The following is a 19,575-nucleotide window of genomic DNA, read 5'->3' as shown; positions in this document are numbered from 1 at the left end:
TAATAATACTATGGTATTCGGCTTTCTTGCATTTTAGTCTTTAGATAAATTTACTTGGCTTTACAAAACAGTAGAGGAGTGTAGATCCTCTAATTTTTTTATAAGTTGTTGAGCCATATTGTAGAGGTAGTCCCCCAAGTGTTTAGACTTGGAAGTACCTTATGACTATACCTTTTATCAATAATTTTGCGTGCGATTTTATGTTTACAATGAACATTTACAATACTATGGTTTCCATTAAGCACTGTAAAGAGCGTAGACCCCGCAAATTCTTTCGATATCGCACTTTTACTAGTAGCTGTAATCATATATTGCCCTTGAGGTAGAAGAAGTATACTAGGTACATCATTAAATCTTTTGTACGAACGTACTACCTCTTTATTATCATTGATGATATCGATAGTAAACATTCCTACATCTAAAAAGTGTTGATCAATACGATCTAATTGATTTTGGCCATCCAAAGTTAAATTGAAACAAACCTTTCCTAATTGGTGATCATTTGATTGATTAAATTGAATACATAAGCTAATTGATAATATTACAATAGTAAGCGTAGAAATAGGGAAAATGATACTTTTCATAATACAGCAGTTAAAACTTTGTTTCCTTCCTATACGGTGAATGGAAGTGAAAATGTTTAAGTAGGTATTGTACAGCATCCTCTCTTTTTTGTATGATTTAGTAAGAAAGTTATCGTATTAGAATAGACCTAACTTGAATTATTTCAAGATAATTTTATTGATATATTGATAAAAGAGGTGTGAATCATCTAAATATTGACCTATTGATAAAATTCTTACACAACAGTAAAGGCTGAGAGTTCTATCATTTTATGACTCATTGCTTATCAAAATTGAAGAAATAGTAAACATACTTTAAACAATTGTTTCCTCTTTGAATTACTTAATTATATTTACAATTCGAAAATCAACAACACATCATTGGATGAAAAGACTTCTTATTATAGTAATTATGGGACTTTCTTTGTGTGTAAAGGCACAAGAAGACAGTAGTCAAGATAAATTCTTAAAAGCAGGAGATAAAATTCATCCTATAGAAGTAAGAGATCTAAAAAATAACCCTTATACAACACCAAGTATAGGAGAGAAGGTATTGTTGATTTTCTATCCAGACCCCGATAATCCAAAAGAGAATGACGAATTTGTTGAGAAAACAAAAGAGTGGAAATTCCCATTGGATAAATTTCATGCCTACGGAATTGTGAATTTAAAAGACACACCTTATCCGAATGGTATTATACGATTCATGATACGTATGTTAAGAAAGAGGTCTAAAAGAGAAGCCAACGCACTAATTTTAACCGATCCAAAAGGAGTAGTACAGTCTGAATGGAATACTGGCGATTGTAATAACCATATAAGTGTTCTTGTGGTGGATAATACAGGAGAGGTGATATTTTGGAAAGCAGGCAAGATAACAGAAGAAGAAACGAAATATGTGATAGATGAATTAAGAAAACGATTGCCTGAAGCTAGAAAACTTACAGAAGAAGAACTCAAGGCAATGGAACTCTAAGTAGTTGTACAAAAAAACGAAATGTGGGAATTACGAATTTAAACTAATCTGTGTTAGTCTATCATCACGTAGCTATGCTATTCTGCTTTGATAGACTTAAAATTATCATTCAGCATACCTCAAGTTTAAATATACAACTGTTTAGATAGGGAAACGTTAAATAAATATCACTTATCATATAAACACTAAATTTAATTTCACTAACCATGACTATCAAATCAAATGAGGAAGCATTATTCCTTAAAATAATGGAAGAAGAGATTGTTCCTGCAGAAGGATGTACAGAACCTATTGCAATAGCCTATGCTGCTGCTTTGGCTACCAAGTATTTAAATAATACAGTAGAGAAGATTACTGTAAACGTATCTGGTAATATCCTTAAAAATGCCATGAGCGTGGTAGTACCTAATTCTGGAGGTAAGGTAGGTATTAAAGTCGCTGCAGCTATGGGAGCGTTATATGGTAATGCTGAGGCCGATTTAATGGTTATTAGTGATATCACTTCTCAAAACATGGAAAATGTTAATCTATTCCTCGATAAGAATAATGTTGAAATTAAAGTCGTAGAGAATGCGATGGCATTATATATTTTGATGGAAGTAGAGGGAAATGATCAAAAAGCAAGTGTTGAAATTAAACACACTCATACCAACGTTACCAAAGTAATTAAGAATGAAGAAGTGATTATTGATCAGCCTTGTAATGATAGTGATTTCAATTCTACACTTACAGATAGAAGTATCTTGTCTGTAGAAAAGATTTTTCATTACGCTAATACCATTTCTATTGAAAAAATCACTCCTATTTTCAAAAAAGTAGTGACTTACAATCAACGTATCGCTCAAGAAGGTTTAAATCAAAAATATGGTGTCAATATAGGTGCAGCTATTCAAAAGAATATTGATAGAGGTATGTATGGAGATGATCAACGTAATCGATCTGCCTCTTTTACTGCCGCAGGTAGTGATGCAAGAATGGGTGGGAGTGCAATGCCAGTAATGACAACCAGTGGTAGTGGTAATCAAGGAATGACGGCCTCTTTACCTATTATTAAGTATTGCTTAGATCAAAATCTTCCTGAAGAGAAAATGTATAGAGCATTGTTCATGTCTCATCTTACAACAGTACACGTTAAAACTAACGTAGGACGACTTTCTGCTTATTGTGGAGCAATGACAGCCTCTGCAGCTGTAAGTGGTACATTGGTCTTTTTAGAAGGTGGTACAGTAGAGGCTATTCAAAATGCAATAACCAATACATTAGGTAATGTTTCTGGAGTGATATGTGATGGAGCAAAAGCTTCGTGTGCTACTAAAATTGCCTCTGGTATTTATTCTGCCTTTGATGGAGCTATGTTAGCACAAATGGGTAGTGTTTTATCTTCTGATGATGGAATTATTGGTGATGGAGTAGAAGATACAATCCAAAATGTAGGAACATTAGCACAAGAAGGAATGAAGTCTACAGATAAAACCATTTTAGAGATTATGACAAAAGAATAGGTTGAAGAAATTCACTTTACGATAAGTTCTCCAAGCTATCGCATATATAGAGGCTTTTTGATAAAGCTAAAATAAATAAGAGGTTATCTCATGTTATCATGAAATAACCTCTTATTTATTTAAAAGGGTGTCTTAATTATTCCTCCTATAATCACTTCAAGGTCTTGTATTCACTTAATAGGAAATAGTCTCTTGTTATATCAATTGTTGAAGGCGATATCTAAAATATGAAGTGAAATATTAGAAAAGTACAACAATGTTCCACGTGGAGCATTTATATGAGGTGTTGTTCTTTATTAAGTTACATATCAATTAAATGAAACCGAAGTTTAATATTTTCACAGTATTCTTATCAGATTCATTTTAAACCACCCTAAAAATTAAACTAATGATTAACTTATTCATTTACAGTGCTTTATGTTATTTTGATGTTTCACGGATGAAAAATAACTTCTTTATCAATTTCTTATACTAACAAATCATCGAAAGGAAAGTTGACCTCTATTTATTCTAACACAGTTTTTCTAGAAGTAACCACATGATCATTCAAAACAAAATGAAGTCGATCAGAGATAATTTTACTATTCCGTTTGTCGAAGACTTCTGTATGATCACAATTCAGTTTGATTTTAAATTCTAATAGAGAATTAATAGATTCCCATTCAAAAGAAGAATAGATTTCCTGTTGCAATGAACTGGTGTGAGATAAGAAAATCCCCATAGGAACATCTTTCTTTTTTACTGAAGGTAAGTTTAGAGGGTTAATGGATTTGTATGACTTACTTGTATTCTTATTGTTTTTTGAGAGATTATGATAATAGGTATTAGCATACTCCCATAAGGAAGTAGTGATAGACTGATTTTTTGCCACCTCTCCCCAATCTTTTAATAGTTCATTATTATCAGAAGGATTAAAAATTAAAGGAGTATCTATTGCGAGTAAAAAGGAAGTAGATAATGTCTCATCAATAATATTAAAGGCAAGTATACCGCTAAAGTCATGTGCTATGTACGCATTAAATTTAAAGGGATAGGTTTTGATGTAAGAGCGTACTTCTTCATTAAAATTTACATCGGTAATTTTATCCGTAGCATAATTGATATAATAAATATTAAAGTCGTTTTCTAAGGTTTTCCATAAATGCTTGTAGGCTTTTTTATGGTTATTTATAGGTTGAAAGAAAAGGATATTGGGTTTGTTTTTTTGATACTCTATCTCTTCTATTGAGATATTAAATTCATTTTTTAGGTAAACGATTTCAAAACTAGATCTATTAAATAAAGCATGTATTAAATGCTGTACATATAAATACTTAGATACAATATTGAAAGGATTATAAGAATAAACCTTTGGTGGCTTTTCTTGATGGTTAATCTTTTCAAAAATATGATTTAAAAATTCCTTGTAGGAAACAGACTTGTCATTGCTGATCATAAAAATTGATTCAGGGTTGACTTTTTTTATGAGCTTTAATCCTTCCTTAGATACCGTTTGATTATGTAGAGTATCTTTTAAATAAGCCTCATTTATAAGTAGTGTTTTGTACTTTGTATTTACCTCTTCAAAGGTAAATGGAATACAAACACTAGAACAGGCAAACACCGCTATCGCCACATCAAAAGGATGATCAAGGTGTATCTGTATTACATCAATTGTCTTTCTATATTGAAGTAAATGAGCCGTAATGATATTCACTTTTTGAAGTTCATCTTTATAAGCAAACGATTCTTTATTAAAAGATAAATATGATTTATGGTCAAAGATATTTTTCTGTTGTACTATTATTTGATGCAAATTGGGGTAAAAATTCTTGAGCATAATAAATAGTTAATGGTATTATAAGTAATAATGAGAAAAAGGAGATAACATAGTTAATGATATTGGTTCTGAATTTACTATCAAATATTTGGGTTGACTAGAATGTTTAAATCTAACCTGTGGTAATCTTTAGACTTTACAACTAATCTATCAAATAGTAATATAGTTTTTATCAAATAAAGAGGGGGGAAATGCAGTTATTCATCTTAAGGTAATATGAGCACGACTAAAGTAATATAAATGTAACCTTGGCTAGATATTGAGTTTATTCTAATAATCTAATTTTGTTTCACATTAACGAATATAGTAGTTAATAAAAATACAGTTAATTATAGTACATCTGTTTTACTAAAACAGAAACTATAACAAGTTTAATATGCGATTAGAATGGTTAAAGTAGTATGCGATCATTCTAAAAATTATTTAAAGCTCAAGTAATATTTACTTGAGCTTTTTCTTTGATAAACCAATCACAAAAATTTACCTTTTAGTTTTTTAAATCTTCGATGAGTGGCTCTAATTTTTCTATCGTTACATGTTCCATGATTACAACTTTATACCATTTAGGTTGGTGATGTACATCTGGAACTAACCCATATTTCTTAGCAGTTTGAGCAGTAATGCCCTCCGCTTTCATTGTGATAATATTAGAGGATTCACTTCTGTAGTATTCTATTTTAAGCTCGTCTAATTTGTGTGTAAACCAATCGGCTCTTTTACTTAAAATGAAAATTTTCTCTCTCATACCATAAGGTCCGTAGGTCATAAGTATCATCCAGATAGCAATAGCATTAGCGCCAGACCTACTACCAATCATAGTAAAATCATCTCCTTCTACATAATCTGCTTTGGTGTTGGCGTATTGCATCCATTCTTTTCTGACTAGAAATAAACCAGTGCCATAAGGTGCTTGAAGCATTTTATGTGCATCTAAAGTAACTGATGTCACTTTAGGGTTTCTAAAATCAAGAGCGTGATTTTTATGCGCAAAAGGGAAAAAGAAACCGCCATATGCACCGTCTACATGTAGCTTATAGGGTAGCTTATTTTCTTCCATTACATCAGCATATAAATCAATAGGATCTACTGAGCCAAACATGGTAGTCATCATATTTGCAATGATGATAAAATATTTCTTCCCATCCTTTTTAGCTTGGTCAATTACTTCTTGGATGTTATCAGCATTGATCAGCCTACTGTTAAAATCAACTTTTACTCTATAGTAAGCAAGGGATAAAATATTACTTGCCTTTGCCATTGAGTAATGCGAATCCTCTGATGAAATAATGGCGATCTCATCATTTTGGGCTTTATATTTATCTTGATAATAATTACGATAAATCCATATGGCCTGCATATTTGCTTCTGTTCCTCCCGAGGCTACATAACCGTCTATGGCTTTCTCATCAGCATTTAAAATATCAACTGCACAAACTTCTAGCAATTCTCTTTCGATGTCTTGAGTACCCTTAAAAAAGCTTTCTGAGACTCCTTGAGTATGGCAACCAATATGGTTTGGATTATGTAGTAAGGTGGCCATAAAAGGTGCATCTGTTAAGAAAGGGGCATCTTCAGGAAATACCTTGCTATCTAAGTGTGACCCTGGGACACCTAAACTTCTGTCGCCAAAATAGTCAGTGTTTTCGTTTAAAGCATTAAAGATTCTGCTTTTAATTTCTTCTCTGGTTTTCTTTTTCCAAATATGCATTAGAGTGAAATGTGTTTATATGTGTGGTGCAAATATAATTAAGTACATTTGTTTATTGATGAATGAGATGTGATTTATTTCTTGATTGTAGGTGATCTTTCATAAAAGTACAATCACCAACATATTGACATGTTTTCCCATTTTGGCAAATTTGCCAAAATCGATTTGCCATTTACCTTTCTGAAAAAAAAGATGCTGATAGGTATATAATTTTTTCTATCAATATCAATGATTACCTTGTTGCCAACAGATAAAATAATAGACTATTTTACTTAAGGTTTTCTATTTTTGATATCATAGAAATAGTCCATTATTCAATACCATCCAACAACTAAAAGTGAAATATTAAATAAAGAAGAATGAAATATAGATTAATGTTAGTGGTACTATTCACAGTAATAGTATCGTGTTCCAATAAGAATAATTCTTCCGAATCAGTACCAGTAAACAATTTTATACATGGTGTTGATTTATCTTATGTCAATCAAATTCAAATTAGAGGAGGAGAATATAAAGACAATAATCAAGTGAAAGATGCCTTTGAGATTTTCGGATCTAAAGGAACAGGTTTAGCTAGGTTTAGACTTTGGCATAATCCACAATGGACAAAAGAATTATACGGAGATGATAACGGACAATTGTACAATGATTTTGAGGATACACAAAGTGCAATTTTAGCATCGAAAAGAAATGGGATGAAAACCTTATTGGACTTTCATTATTCGGATACTTGGGCTGACCCCGATAAACAATATGCTCCTGAGGCTTGGGAAAATATCACTTCCATAGAAACTCTAGAAGATAGTGTCTACAATTATACACTAACTACTTTGAGAAAATTAAATCAAAATAATGCTTTACCAGAGTATGTTCAATTAGGGAATGAAACCAATTGCGGAATGTTTTATTCTGAGAAGAACGATGCTTTCCCTGATTGTAATGTGTGTGAATCTAAGGAGTGGGATAATTTAAGAGCGGTATTAAATGCTGGTGCTCGTGCAGTAAGAATGGTTGAAAGTGAATTGAATACTGAGATAAAAATTATTTTACATGTTGCTGATCCTCAATTTTTGGATTGGTGGTTTGGTGAGTTAACAAAATCGGTGGTAGACTTCGATGCAATAGGTGTTTCTTATTATCCTTTATGGCATAGAGAGGTTTCATTTGATCAACTAGAGAATCATATTAAAAATGTAAAAAACAAATTCGGAAAAGATATTATTATTTTAGAAACGGCTTACCCATGGACTACAGAAGGGAATGACAATATGCCCAATTTATTTGGAGATCAAGTGCCTTTGGAAGGATATGCTTATACTCCAAGCGGACAACTAAATTTCATGAAAGACTTATCTACTAAAATGAAAAGTGCAGGCGCATTAGGAGTAGTGTATTGGGAGAGTGCTTGGATTGCTTATCCAATAAAAACTTTATGGGGTACAGGTTCCTCTTGGGAAAATTGCACTTATTTTGATTATGAAAATAATGCCAGTGGAGTGTTTGACTATATGAAAGAATAATAAAATAGATGGCAGTTTAAATAAAAATGCTATCCAAACTCAGATGAAAATTTATTTGAAATGTTTGTATAAAGTGAAAAATATCATTTAATATGAACAGGACATTATTGTATATTTGGTTGCTGAAATTTGAAATCTAAGAACAACTAATACACCAACAGAAATGAATGTAATCCAGAAGAAAGATAAAATAAAATTGTTTAAAGAAGGACAAGAACTTCCATATCACTTATTATTATTAGCCGATGAAACTATTGAAGCCATAGATAAATATATACATCAATCAGAAATATATATTTATGAAAGAGACGGGGAGACCGTAGGGATTTATGCTTGTCAGTTAATGGATGGAGAATCATTAGAAATTAAGAACATTGCTGTATCAGAAGATTGTCAAGGTGAAGGGATCGGCCAGAAATTATTGACACACGCTATATCCAATGCAACAAAAAGAGGGTTTAAGTTTTTACTGATTGGAACAAGTAATGCAGCCTTTAGACAATTGTATTTATATCAAAAAATGGGCTTTAGATTCTATAAAGTTTTAACCGATTTCTTTACGAAAAATTACCAACAAGAAATTATAGAAAACGGCCTTGTGTTGAATGATATGTTACTTTTAAGGAAAAATTTGCTTAGTAAGTAACATTAATATTACGCTTAAATAAAGTTTCTAATTTTTGATTTAATAATTCTTAATAAGTTAAAGTTATTTTAGATAACTAACGTAAATAGTAGTGTGTTTATCGGTTACAGTAAAACGGTCAAGTAAAATGGAAAAGACACTAATGTCAGCTATTCGCACTTTAGAAAATGAAGTGTCGACAATGCAAGAAAGAATTAATGAAATGAAAAGTCATGGATCCTCATCACTAGACACGCAACATTTGCAGGTGAAGATTAGACGATGCAAATGCCAACTAAACGAACTGAAGTTTCAAAACGCTAACAGCTAATTTGTGACTCGTAAAAAATTTAGGACAGAAAGAAATTTCTGTCCTTTTTTTATGTTTATAAAAATTCACATTAAAAAGATGAAACCTTACCATAAGCTTAGTACCTTCAATGTATATGGATAAACAAAAACAAAACTTTTTCGTATTTATGCTGGGATCTCTCGCAATGATAGGTCCTTTTAATATCGATACCTGTCTCCCGGCATTAGGTCGTATTGCAGATGATTTTAACGTTGCATTTGGCGATGTGGAAATTAGTATGAGTTTATTCTTCTTGTTTTTTGGTGTTGGTCAATTACTAGGAGGATATTATTCTGATATAAAGGGAAGGAAATTTATTGTCGTCTTAGGGTTAATGATAAGTATGATCGCCTCTTTGATGCTTGTCTTCTCTAATAGTTTATATCAATTTTATGCTATGCGTTCGTTACAGGCCATTGGAGGTGGTTTTGTAGGTGTAACAATAGCGGCCATCGTAAGAGATAATTTTACAGGAAAAGAGGCTGCAAGTGTCATGTCACTAATTACAATGATAGCGATGGGAGCACCATTAATTGCTCCTTCAATTGGAGCTACTTTATTAAAATATTTTAGTTGGCATTCCATCTTTGTATTTATTGCTTTATATGCTCTAATAGTTCTTATTCCCTTCTTTAAAAAAGTGAAGAATGTCGTACCAGAGCATAAAGAGAAATTGACTTACTTTCAAGGATTAAAAAAGGTGTACTTTAACCGACCTGCTTTGGCGTATATGTGTGTTATGGCTATACCTTCTGGAGCTTTATATACTTATCTTACCACAGCACCTTTTATATATCAAGAATTTTTCAAATTAACGGAATCTAATTTTGCTATTATATTTGGTTTAAATGGGGGAGGTTTGATTGTAATGAATAAGATAAATTCTATACTAGTAAAAAGACATTCTTCAAGAAAATTACTGCATGTGGGTTTAAGTCTACACTTATCTACTTTAATCCTCATCTTGATAAGTATTACTATAGCGAGTCCTAATATTTTTATCGTCTTGCCGTTATTGACATTGCATCTAAGCTCACTAGGATTATTGTCTGGAAACGCTACTTCTATCGCTTTAGAAAAATACGAGAAACAGTTTGCAGGTATTGCAAATTCACAAATGCGTGTAGTTGGGATAGCCTTTGGAGCATTAGCAGGAGGGATGGCAAGTAAATTAAATAATGGCACTTTGTTTCCTCCTTTTATTGTGATGTTCTGTTGTTCTTTAATTGGCATTCTTTTATATGTACTATTGAAGAAATTTGATTTAGAAAGAAAATCCATTTAGAATGAAAATTGAAAATTGTCCTTGTGGATCAGGAAGAGCGTATGATGGTTGCTGTGGAATTGCACATCATAATATTGAAAATGTAATTACGGCAGAGCAGTTAATGCGCTCTAGGTATACCGCTTTTACAATGGCGAATGGAGAATATTTAAATTTAAGCCATCATAGTAAAACAAGACCACAGAGTAGGAGAGAAAGAAGAGATTTGGTTAAATGGGCTAAATCTGTAAAATGGGATCATCTAGAGGTGGTTCAGTGCATTAAAGGAGGTGAAAGTGATGATACAGGTGTTGTAGAATTTAAAGCCTATTTTAAGGATTCTGGAGGCTTACAAGTAATTCATGAAAAGTCTACTTTTATAAAAGAAAACGGACATTGGGTGTATGATACAGCACTGTAGAGATTATTCCAATTTGACTTAATAAAATGTTATATTGAATTTTAGAATATATAAAAAGGCTCGCTTAGAATTTTCATCTAAACGAGCCTTTTTTAGTCAGTCCCTATTTCAATAAATGTCGGTCTATCTTAATAGAATAAATCTCTTCGATACTTCAGATGTTGAAGTAGATATTTTTATGAAATAAACTCCATTTTGAAGTTTATTATCTAAAGTGATTTTTGTTACATCAGAAGAGAATGAAGTTTTATTTACTGTTTGAACAACTTGTCCTTGAGTATTTAAAATTGAAATAACAAAAGGTTGGCTGTCAGCATCAGAATATTTGATGTTCAACGCAGAGTTTGTAGGAGAAGGGTATACTTGAAGTTGAACTCCATCAACATCTTCGATACTAGTAATATCTCCTTCACCCGGAGTTTCTTCTTCTTCGCCTTCTCCTTCACCTGGAGTTTCTTCTTCTTCACCTTCTCCTTCGCCCGGAGTTTCTTCTTCTTCACCTTCTCCTTCACCCGGAGTTTCTTCCTCTTCGCCTTCTCCTTCACCCGGAGTTTCTTCTTCTTCACCTTCTCCTTCACCTGGAGTTTCTTCTTCTTGATCCACTGTTGATCTTAACTGTAAGTCATCAATGTCAAGATCACCGTTCCAAGTTCTAAGAACAGAAATATAAACAGTAGCATCTGCTTCTGGAGTAAAAACTACTTCATGTTGATACCATTCAGCACCTAAAGCATCATCATTCCTAGCATTGTAATCTTCAGAAGAAAATAATGGCTCTTCATCTTCAACATTTACAATACGGACAGAGCGAGAGAATTTACCTCTTGTTTTTCCTCTTAATATATATTCAACACCTGCCTTTAAAGAGAATTCTTGATTTACACTTACAAGAGTATTTGCAGAGGTGCTTGTCGCTTCAATAGTTAATTTCAAGAATTGGTTTTCACCTTCTTTTTGAACTGTTAGAGTTCTTGCAAGATCTTCTTGTTGGAAGACTTTCTTCATAAAATCAACATTGTCTACATCTTGATTCTCAGTATATTCTGTGAAATCGTTAAAGTAAACATCATAGCCAGATTCTTCTGTAGGAGGAGTCTCTTCTTCTTCTTCTTCAGTTGGAAGTTCCTCAGAAGATCTTACTTCTATGTTATCAAAATCTAGATTACTATTCCATTCTCTAAGCACAGCAATTGTAGCAGTAAAGTCTTCTGTTGGTGTAAACTCAATTTGTAAGTTATACCATTCAGAAGATAAGGTAGCATCGTTGGTCGCATTGTATACTTCTGATACAAAATCTGCCGTACCAGATTCATTATTGATTACACGAATAGAACGTTTAAATGATCCTCTAGTATCCATGCTTACAGAGTAATCTACACCAGCTTTGAATTGAAACTCTTTTAAGATTCTTACAATTGTGTTTGCGCCAGCATTGGTACTCTCAATAGATAATTGTAAGTATTCTTCATCATTATCATGCTGAACAGTAAGTGATCTTGCTAATTCAGGTTGTTGAAAACCTTCAAAGTTAAAATCACCTTCATTTACATCTTCTTGATGAGCATAAGTAGAGAAATCATTTGCATAGTGAACATAAGGTAACATTGGATCTGGAGTTTCTTCCTCTGCTTGATCATCAACAATAAGTAAATCATCAATGTCAAGTTTACCATTCCAGTTTCTAAGAATACCAACATAACCCATCATATCCTCATTAGGAGTGATGGTTAAAGAATGCTCATACCATTCAGCAGCTTTCTCAGCGTCGTTAGTTGCATTATATAAAGCTTCTGCAGCAACAGCAGCATTAGTTGCCGGGTTTATTACGCGTAAACCTCTTACGAATGCTCCTCTAGTTTTAGCTGTAAAAGTGTAAGTAACACCAGCTTTTAAAGCAAACTCATTTGACCCTTTAATCATGGTATTATAACCTTTATTAGGATCCGCTGCAGGAATGTCATAAGACATAAATTTGTTCCCATCTTCCTCAGCAATTACCAAAGTTCTTGGCTCGTCTGTTAATTGATAAGCATCTAAATAATAGTCACCTTGAGTTACAATATCTGTAGCTACATCATAAGAATCGAACGTGTTTTCATAGACAGTATTCTGAGCTGTTACAGCTAAACCGAATACACAGAATAGTAAAGTTGTTAGAATTTTTTTCATACTAGTGTTATTAAAAATGATAACACCTGTTCAGTAATAATTCATGTATTATTAAAAATAACAAGTACATGCTCTCATCTAAATATAAGCTTAGAGAAGTTTTGTAAAAAATGTAGTCTTTTAGAACAGATGTTAATTAAATAATCTATTCAAATGTATCATTTACAATTATTTTAAATGTCGTTTTAAGTGCCTAAGATGTATCAATTAAACCCAAAAAGAGGCTATTTGTGTTAGCGGAATGAAACAAAAAAATACATCTGAAAGTCAATAAATGAAACTATTCTTACTATGGTAAAAAATTATCCAAAACTAAAAATGTAGCCTAATAATGGAATTAGTGAAAACAAACTTTTATAATGTGGCCACCCACTCTCTTGCAGCCCTAGCATTATCAAAATATTGTATATCAAGAGGTCCTGATTGAGCTTTTTGTTCGTCAAATGTTTGTTCAATAGATAGGTCTCTGATTAAATCACCACTCAAGATAAAAGCAATTTTTACGATTCCACTTTTGATATAAATTGGTATGATAACTTCATCATGCCATACTTGAATGTCTAAGTTCATAGTGAAATGATATAGACGTGTGTCTACCATAAATCCATTCACATTATTTGCAACCCCATCCGATTCAATAAGCTTAGACAATGAGACAATATGTTCTTTAAATTGCTCTGTGGTCATTTCATGCTCTGAGAGGTTTTCCCATTTGATATAATACATTTGATCCAATCTTTTTACAGACCAAAAGTTGGTTTTTAATAAGTCTTGGTTAGCCGTATTTTCATTATTATTCATAGCAATGTATAGGTTATTTATGATGAGATATATGTGTCTTGATAACAGTATTTTATCAAATTTAATGCACAAGTCTTTAGACGGTAATATTTTTAATAATTACCATAAGAATAGTACAATTGATTCCAAATAAAAGATAAGTTGAATCCTTTAAATCCAAATATACTTTGATATCAACCTTAATATTTGTCATAAACAGAATAAAATTCTAATTTATTAATACTAAAAATTACACTTTTTAAGGATTCTAACTTATGTTTGTTACTATAAAGTAAATCATATTAAATACATATAACACATACTATCAAGACCATGAAAGCACTAGTAAAATCTAAAGCCGAAAAAGGCTTATGGATGGAGGATGTACCCATTCCTGAGGTTGGACCTAACGATGTTTTAATAAAAGTAGCTAAATCATCTATTTGTGGCACCGATTTGCATATTTATCTTTGGGATGAATGGGCTAGTAAAACTGTAAGAGTCGGACAAACTATTGGTCATGAATATGTTGGTCATGTAGCTGCTTTTGGTAGCGAGGTGAAATCTTTTAAAGAAGGTGACCGAGTGACAGGTGAAGGACATATTGCATGTAATAGATGTCGTAACTGTAGAAGAGGACGTCAGCATATTTGTGAAAAAACAATTGGTATTGGTGTAAATACTGATGGTTCTTTTGCTGAGTATGTTAAAGTACCGGCTACTAATGTGATGAAAATTAATGAAGCTATTCCTGATGAAGTGGTATCTATTATGGATCCTCTAGGAAATGCAACACACACAGCTTTATCGTTTCCTTTGATTGCAGAAGATGTATTGATTACAGGATCTGGCTTGATAGGAAGTATGGCGATTCAAGTCGCTAAATTTGCTGGAGCACGAAATATCGTTGCGACAGAAATGAATGAATATAGAGCTGAACTAGCTAAAAAAATGGGAGCGACAAGAGTGGTGAACCCTAGACATGAAAAATTAGAAGATGTAATGGCCGAGTTAAAAATGACGGGCTTTGATATCGGTTTAGAATGTTCTGGCTCTCCTATCGCTTTTAATCAAATGATTAGCCATATGTACAATTCTGGTAAAGTATCTTTATTAGGTATTCTTCCAAATTCTGCTCAGGTAGATTGGAATAAAATCATCTTTAGAGGACTTACCTTAAAAGGCATTTACGGTCGTGAGATGTACGAAACTTGGTATCAAATGGAGCAAATGCTCTTATCTGGCTTAGACATCGCACCTATCATTACTCACCGTTTTGGAATTGATGATTTCCAAAAAGGATTTGATGTGATGGAGCAAGGCGACTGTGGTAAAGTAATTCTTAACTGGGACTAACCAATTATTCAATACTAAAAAATCCTGATCAAAATGAGCAAAAAAATATATGAAAGTCTTAAAGAAGACTTAAAACAAATTGAAGCAGATGGCTTATATAAAAATGAGAGAATCATTGTAAGTCCACAAGACGCTGAGATTACATTAAATACAGGGCAGTCGGTATTAAACTTCTGTGCTAATAACTATTTAGGATTATCTAACCATCCTAGATTGATTAAAGCAGCAAAAGACGCCATGGATTCTCATGGTTTCGGTATGTCTTCTGTAAGATTTATTTGTGGTGCTACGGATCTTCATAAGAAGTTAGAGCAAAAGATTGCAGACTTCTTTGGTGCAGAAGATACTATTCTTTATGCCGCTTGTTTTGATGCTAATGGTGGTGTATTCGAACCGTTATTAACAGCAGAAGATGCGATTATTTCTGATACATTAAACCACGCTTCAATTATTGATGGTGTGCGTTTATGTAAAGCAAAGAGATATCGTTTTGCGACTGCAGACATGGCTGATCTTGAAAAGCAATTACAAGCAGCACAAGAGCAACGTTATAGAATTATTGTGACAGACGGTGTATTCTCTATGGACGGTCATGTAGCTCCTATGGACGAAGTTGTAGCTTTAGCTGATAAATACGATGCTTTAGTGATGGTTGATGAGTGTCATTCTGCAGGCGTTGTTGGTAAAACAGGTAGAGGTGTGACAGAACATTTCGATATTCGTGGAAAAGTAGATATCATTACTGGTACTTTAGGTAAAGCATTTGGTGGTGCTATCGGTGGATTTACTACGGGTAAGAAAGAAGTAATTGAGATGTTACGTCAGCGTTCTCGTCCTTATTTATTCTCTAACTCAATTCCTCCATCTATTGCAGCAGCAGGTATCGAAATGTTCGATATGATGGATTCAACAGATGAGTTGTCGACTAAACTACATACCAATACAACTTACTTTAAAGAGCAAATGTTGGCAGCAGGTTTTGATATTAAACCAACAGAATCGGCTATTTGTGCAGTGATGTTATATAATGCTGAGTTGTCTCAACGTTTTGCGGAGAAACTGTTAGAAAAAGGCATTTATGTAATTGGTTTCTATTTCCCTGTAGTTCCAAAAGAACAAGCGAGAATTAGAGTACAATTATCGGCTGCACATACTAGAGAACATTTAGAAAAAGCAGTAAAAGCATTTACAGAAGTAGGTAAAGAATTAGGTGTGATTTAATTATCACTATCTAGATTATATTATAATAAAAATAGGCTATCTCATAAATCATGAGATAGCCTATTTTTTTATTTATTTTGATGCTCTAAATCGTTCAACATCGACTGAGCAAAATAATCCATTGGTGTTTCTTTTTCCTCTTTATTTCTAATTAATCCGAAAATTAATAGGAGAGGGGAGAATAATATAATAATACTTTTCATTGGTAGTAATCTAATTGGTAAGTAAAATGTTTTTTGTTGTTTCTATTAAAAACGAAACTCACAAAAATGCTTTTACCGAATTAAGATCAAATACTACCTAAAAAGGACCAATATAAGGGAAGACATTATTTTTTATTCATCATCATTTTATCAAAATCTTCCATAAAAGAAGAAAGGACAAAAGGATCTAAATTAGAGTGATCAAATGTAATGGATAAAGGAACAAACATTTGTGTGTGCCTTTGGTATCGTTTACCAAAATAGAAATAAGGTCTTGCAGAATCTAAGGCCGATTGATGTAATTGGAAACCCGTAAACTGTAAGTTAGGAAGGTTGCCAATAAAGTGTGCAGTAGCCCATACTGTAGGAGGTAAAGGTTCAAAATTACCATCTTTACTAAATGCTTTATCAATCTCTTTCTTATAATTGATGAAATACTCCTCAACTGTAGAGCGAGCAGGATCACTGACTAAAATTTCAGAAAAGCGTTTGTCTCCACCAACAGCAATAGGACTAAATGTGGGTAGATTATCAAAAATATACCACTCATTTTCTACTTTTCTGTATCTAAAATGAGGGTGATCTTTCATCGTTTGAACTAAGCACCACATTAGATAAGCCGTAAACGAAGCTCCTTCTTTTCCTTTTAAATTGTCTTGGTAATAACTATACCCTTCTGTAATATCTAATTGTAAGGTCATCTGTAAATTAGGCTCCCTTACAATTTCCTTTTGATGAAAAAAATCGACAGACCATTGTTCGTATGAACTTAATGATTGTATATCTAATTTTTTACCGTCGTATTTATTTAAAAGTTCTTGAAGTGTCATAATAATGGATTGTTATAAGTCGCAAGTTATATTTTTAGACCTAGAATAAAAATCCTATTTTTATCAAATGATACTAAACCTAATTAAAGCAAATTGAAAAAGAAATATAAAATTTTAGTGTTTTTGATTCTATCCCCTATTGTTGTTGTTGGAGTGATGAGTGTGAATCAAGTGTTTACCAAAAATAAAGGTGAAAGTGTTTCCCGTGGAACACGTAGTAATGGTTCTTTAGAGAACGGTTGGTTGATTCCCTACAGAGGCGCTAATTACTCTTATTTTAGCTTTATCAGTTACTTTTTGATGGAGAATGCCTACGTTCATCATAAAGTCTATAATGCCGTTACACAAAGCTACAGTGCATTGGAGAAAAAGTATCCGAAGAAGCATTATACAATCATGGAGTGTAGTGATACAAATGGAGGGGCAATATGGTTTCATAAAACGCACAGAAACGGGACAAGTATTGATTTTATGTCTCCTAAGATGAAAAATGAGGTGCCATATAGAGATTTAGATGATTGGGGGCTTTTTCATTACTTTTTGGAATTTGATCAAGAAGGTAAGCTATTAAAAAAGTTTCCATACACGGATTTTATTCATCCAAAAATTAGTCATTGGATTAGTAGAAATCTAGATACCAAAGTCGAAATTGATTTTGAAAGTATGGCTCAGCATATTTTAGCTTTAGATGATGCTTGCAAGAAAAATGGGATCCGAATTTCAAAAGTTATATTGATGATAGAATTAAAAGAGAATCTCTTTGCCACGGTAACAGGAAAGAAGTTAGTGGCAAGAGGAATACCTTTTGCGACAAAGTTACCTAAAGCGGTCAATCAGATGCACGAAGATCATTATCACATTGATTTTAGGATATAAAAAAAAGCATGCTCTCGATTGAATTCAAAAGCATGCTTTTTTTTGTAGATGAAGTTACAGCAATCCTCTTGCTTTTACTTCTAAATATTTATTGATGGTATCAACCGTTAAATTTTCTGGCTTAGTCAGAATAGTATGAATACCATTTTGATGCAATTGTCTGGCAATGGTTCTTCTTTCAAGAATATTCTCTTCTTGTAAAGCCTTATTATAAATGCCTTCCAGGTTTTCCACTTTAGCTTGAATGGCTTCAGAAATTTCAGAGTCCTCGAATAGTACAACTACTAAAAGGTGCTTTTTAGCCAATCTTCTTAGGTAAGGAAGTTTGTGCTCTAAGCTTTCTTTATGAGTGATATTCGTAAAGAAAATCAACATACTTCTATGTTTTATTTGTTTTCTTAATAGTGTACTGATATTTCCAAAATCGGTTTCTTTATACGATGGATCTAAGTTGTACAACTGTTCCATTACGTATTTCATTTGACCGGATTGTCTTTTAGCTTTTAAGAAATTTTGATGTTGATAATCAAATGCAGCCACTCCAATTTGATCTTGCTTAATTTGTGCAATATGTAAAAGTACCAAGGCTGCATTGATAGAATAATCTAATAGAGTCATCCCATTAAAAGGCATCTTCATGCTTCTACCCATATCTAAAACGGCATACACCTCTTGGGCTTTTTCGTCTTGATAATGATTAACCATCAACTGTTGTGAGCGAGCAGTAGCCATCCAGTTAATTGTACGGAAATCATCTCCTGCTACATATTCTTTGATCTGATCAAATTCTTTTTGCTGACCAATTTTTCGAACTTTCTTTATCCCTCCATCAATGTGCCCTGTATGAAGTGCCATCAACTCAAATTTCTTTAGTTTTTGAAAGGATGGATAAACTTTTACCGATTTTATTTCACAATGCTGACTTACCTTTCTTCTTACCAAACCTAATTGTGATTTTATAAAGAGAATCAGGTCACCAAAAAAGTATTCTCCTCTTTTGGTAGGGCGAACAAGGTATTGAATGTTGTTTTCTTCTTTCGGCGAAAGAGTGATAGGAAAACGTAGGTCTCTTAATTGAAATTCAATAGGAGCCTCATCAATTAGTTCTATATTTACTTTTAATCTACTTCTATTCTCTATCCTAATTTTGATAGGATTATCCTCTCCATTAGAAATCCTTTCGGGAGTGTATCTTTCTGCTTTTACTTGATGTTTAATCGAAAATATCAATACAATATCAAAAAGGCTCAGTAATGTGAAGATCAATAGAAATACGTATCCAAGACTTAAAAGGACAGGAAGGAAGTAGGAAAGAAGGAATAGAAAAACCAATCCTCCACCGCACAGAAAAAACCTTTCAGAAAAGAATAATTGTTTATAAAATTTCATG

General features: G+C 32.7%; 17 protein-coding genes. 9 read left to right on the top strand and 8 right to left on the bottom strand.

Annotated features, from left to right (window positions below; translation table 11 throughout):
• Nucleotides 1–98: 98 nt before the first annotated feature.
• The gene (locus tag NH26_RS24505; RefSeq protein WP_044217373.1) at nt 99–584 is read right to left on the bottom strand and encodes a DUF4493 domain-containing protein; all 486 of its coding nucleotides are present in this window, start codon (nt 582–584) and stop codon (nt 99–101) included.
• Between the two features lie 364 nt (nt 585–948).
• Here NH26_RS24505 and NH26_RS24500 point away from each other — a divergent pair, with 364 nt between their 5' ends.
• Both NH26_RS24500 and NH26_RS24495 read left to right on the top strand, forming a co-directional pair.
• Nucleotides 949–1,539 carry a YtfJ family protein gene (locus NH26_RS24500; protein ID WP_084812377.1) on the top strand — a complete coding sequence of 197 codons (591 nt, stop codon included), beginning with the start codon at nt 949–951 and terminating at the stop codon, nt 1,537–1,539.
• 206 nt (nt 1,540–1,745) lie between these two features.
• On the top strand, nt 1,746–3,041 hold the full coding sequence (locus NH26_RS24495) for an L-cysteine desulfidase family protein (RefSeq protein ID WP_044217371.1): 1,296 nt from the start codon (nt 1,746–1,748) through the stop codon (nt 3,039–3,041).
• A 505-nt stretch (nt 3,042–3,546) separates the two neighbouring features.
• Here the strand turns inward: NH26_RS24495 and NH26_RS24490 are convergent.
• Complete coding sequence (locus NH26_RS24490) at nt 3,547–4,860, bottom strand: hypothetical protein (protein WP_044217370.1); 1,314 nt, start codon at nt 4,858–4,860, stop codon at nt 3,547–3,549.
• Between the two features lie 487 nt (nt 4,861–5,347).
• Nucleotides 5,348–6,568 (bottom strand): pyridoxal phosphate-dependent decarboxylase family protein, encoded by a 1,221-nt coding sequence (locus NH26_RS24485; RefSeq protein WP_044217369.1) that lies wholly within the window; start codon nt 6,566–6,568, stop codon nt 5,348–5,350.
• 359 nt (nt 6,569–6,927) lie between these two features.
• Between NH26_RS24485 and NH26_RS24480 the strand changes: the two genes are divergently transcribed.
• From NH26_RS24480 to NH26_RS24465, 4 genes are all read left to right on the top strand, one after another.
• Entirely contained in the window at nt 6,928–8,088 is a 1,161-nt protein-coding gene (locus NH26_RS24480; RefSeq protein ID WP_044217368.1) for a glycoside hydrolase family 53 protein, read from the top strand.
• A 163-nt stretch (nt 8,089–8,251) separates the two neighbouring features.
• Entirely contained in the window at nt 8,252–8,734 is a 483-nt protein-coding gene (locus NH26_RS24475) for a GNAT family N-acetyltransferase (RefSeq protein WP_044217367.1), read from the top strand.
• Between the two features lie 419 nt (nt 8,735–9,153).
• Complete coding sequence (locus NH26_RS24470; RefSeq protein ID WP_084812376.1) at nt 9,154–10,350, top strand: multidrug effflux MFS transporter; 1,197 nt, start codon at nt 9,154–9,156, stop codon at nt 10,348–10,350.
• A 1-nt stretch (nt 10,351) separates the two neighbouring features.
• Nucleotides 10,352–10,750, top strand: a complete 399-nt coding sequence (locus NH26_RS24465; protein WP_044217365.1) for a YchJ family protein — start codon at nt 10,352–10,354, stop codon at nt 10,748–10,750.
• A gap of 123 nt (nt 10,751–10,873) precedes the next feature.
• On the opposite strand, the gene NH26_RS24460 is transcribed toward NH26_RS24465, so the two are convergent.
• Together NH26_RS24460 and NH26_RS24455 are read right to left on the bottom strand one after the other, a co-directional pair.
• A complete protein-coding gene (locus tag NH26_RS24460; RefSeq protein WP_052431722.1) occupies nt 10,874–12,919 on the bottom strand; it encodes a T9SS type A sorting domain-containing protein in 2,046 nt (681 codons plus the stop codon).
• 354 nt (nt 12,920–13,273) lie between these two features.
• Nucleotides 13,274–13,720: a hypothetical protein gene (locus NH26_RS24455; RefSeq protein WP_044217363.1), complete on the bottom strand. Its 447-nt coding sequence runs from the start codon at nt 13,718–13,720 to the stop codon at nt 13,274–13,276.
• 312 nt (nt 13,721–14,032) lie between these two features.
• Between NH26_RS24455 and tdh the strand changes: the two genes are divergently transcribed.
• Nucleotides 14,033–15,055, top strand: coding sequence for an L-threonine 3-dehydrogenase (tdh, locus tag NH26_RS24450; protein WP_044217361.1), 1,023 nt, complete (start codon nt 14,033–14,035; stop codon nt 15,053–15,055).
• Between the two features lie 33 nt (nt 15,056–15,088).
• Nucleotides 15,089–16,276 (top strand): glycine C-acetyltransferase, encoded by a 1,188-nt coding sequence (gene kbl / locus NH26_RS24445; RefSeq protein WP_044217358.1) that lies wholly within the window; start codon nt 15,089–15,091, stop codon nt 16,274–16,276.
• A 68-nt stretch (nt 16,277–16,344) separates the two neighbouring features.
• Here the strand turns inward: kbl and NH26_RS25825 are convergent, their stop codons facing one another.
• Both NH26_RS25825 and NH26_RS24440 read right to left on the bottom strand, forming a co-directional pair.
• Nucleotides 16,345–16,479 (bottom strand): hypothetical protein, encoded by a 135-nt coding sequence (locus NH26_RS25825; RefSeq protein WP_262494317.1) that lies wholly within the window; start codon nt 16,477–16,479, stop codon nt 16,345–16,347.
• Between the two features lie 125 nt (nt 16,480–16,604).
• The gene (locus tag NH26_RS24440; RefSeq protein ID WP_044217356.1) at nt 16,605–17,309 is read right to left on the bottom strand and encodes a CatA-like O-acetyltransferase; all 705 of its coding nucleotides are present in this window, start codon (nt 17,307–17,309) and stop codon (nt 16,605–16,607) included.
• Between the two features lie 123 nt (nt 17,310–17,432).
• Between NH26_RS24440 and NH26_RS24435 the strand changes: the two genes are divergently transcribed.
• Nucleotides 17,433–18,185 carry a hypothetical protein gene (locus tag NH26_RS24435; protein ID WP_158022034.1) on the top strand — a complete coding sequence of 251 codons (753 nt, stop codon included), beginning with the start codon at nt 17,433–17,435 and terminating at the stop codon, nt 18,183–18,185.
• Between the two features lie 54 nt (nt 18,186–18,239).
• Here NH26_RS24435 and NH26_RS24430 read toward each other — a convergent pair whose 3' ends face one another.
• Nucleotides 18,240–19,574, bottom strand: a complete 1,335-nt coding sequence (locus NH26_RS24430; RefSeq protein ID WP_044217353.1) for a DUF58 domain-containing protein — start codon at nt 19,572–19,574, stop codon at nt 18,240–18,242.
• Between the last annotated feature and the right edge of the window lies 1 nt (nt 19,575).

This window comes from Flammeovirga pacifica (genome assembly GCF_000807855.2).
Taxonomy (GTDB): domain Bacteria; phylum Bacteroidota; class Bacteroidia; order Cytophagales; family Flammeovirgaceae; genus Flammeovirga; species Flammeovirga pacifica.
This window is presented reverse-complemented; position numbering and strand designations above follow the sequence as displayed.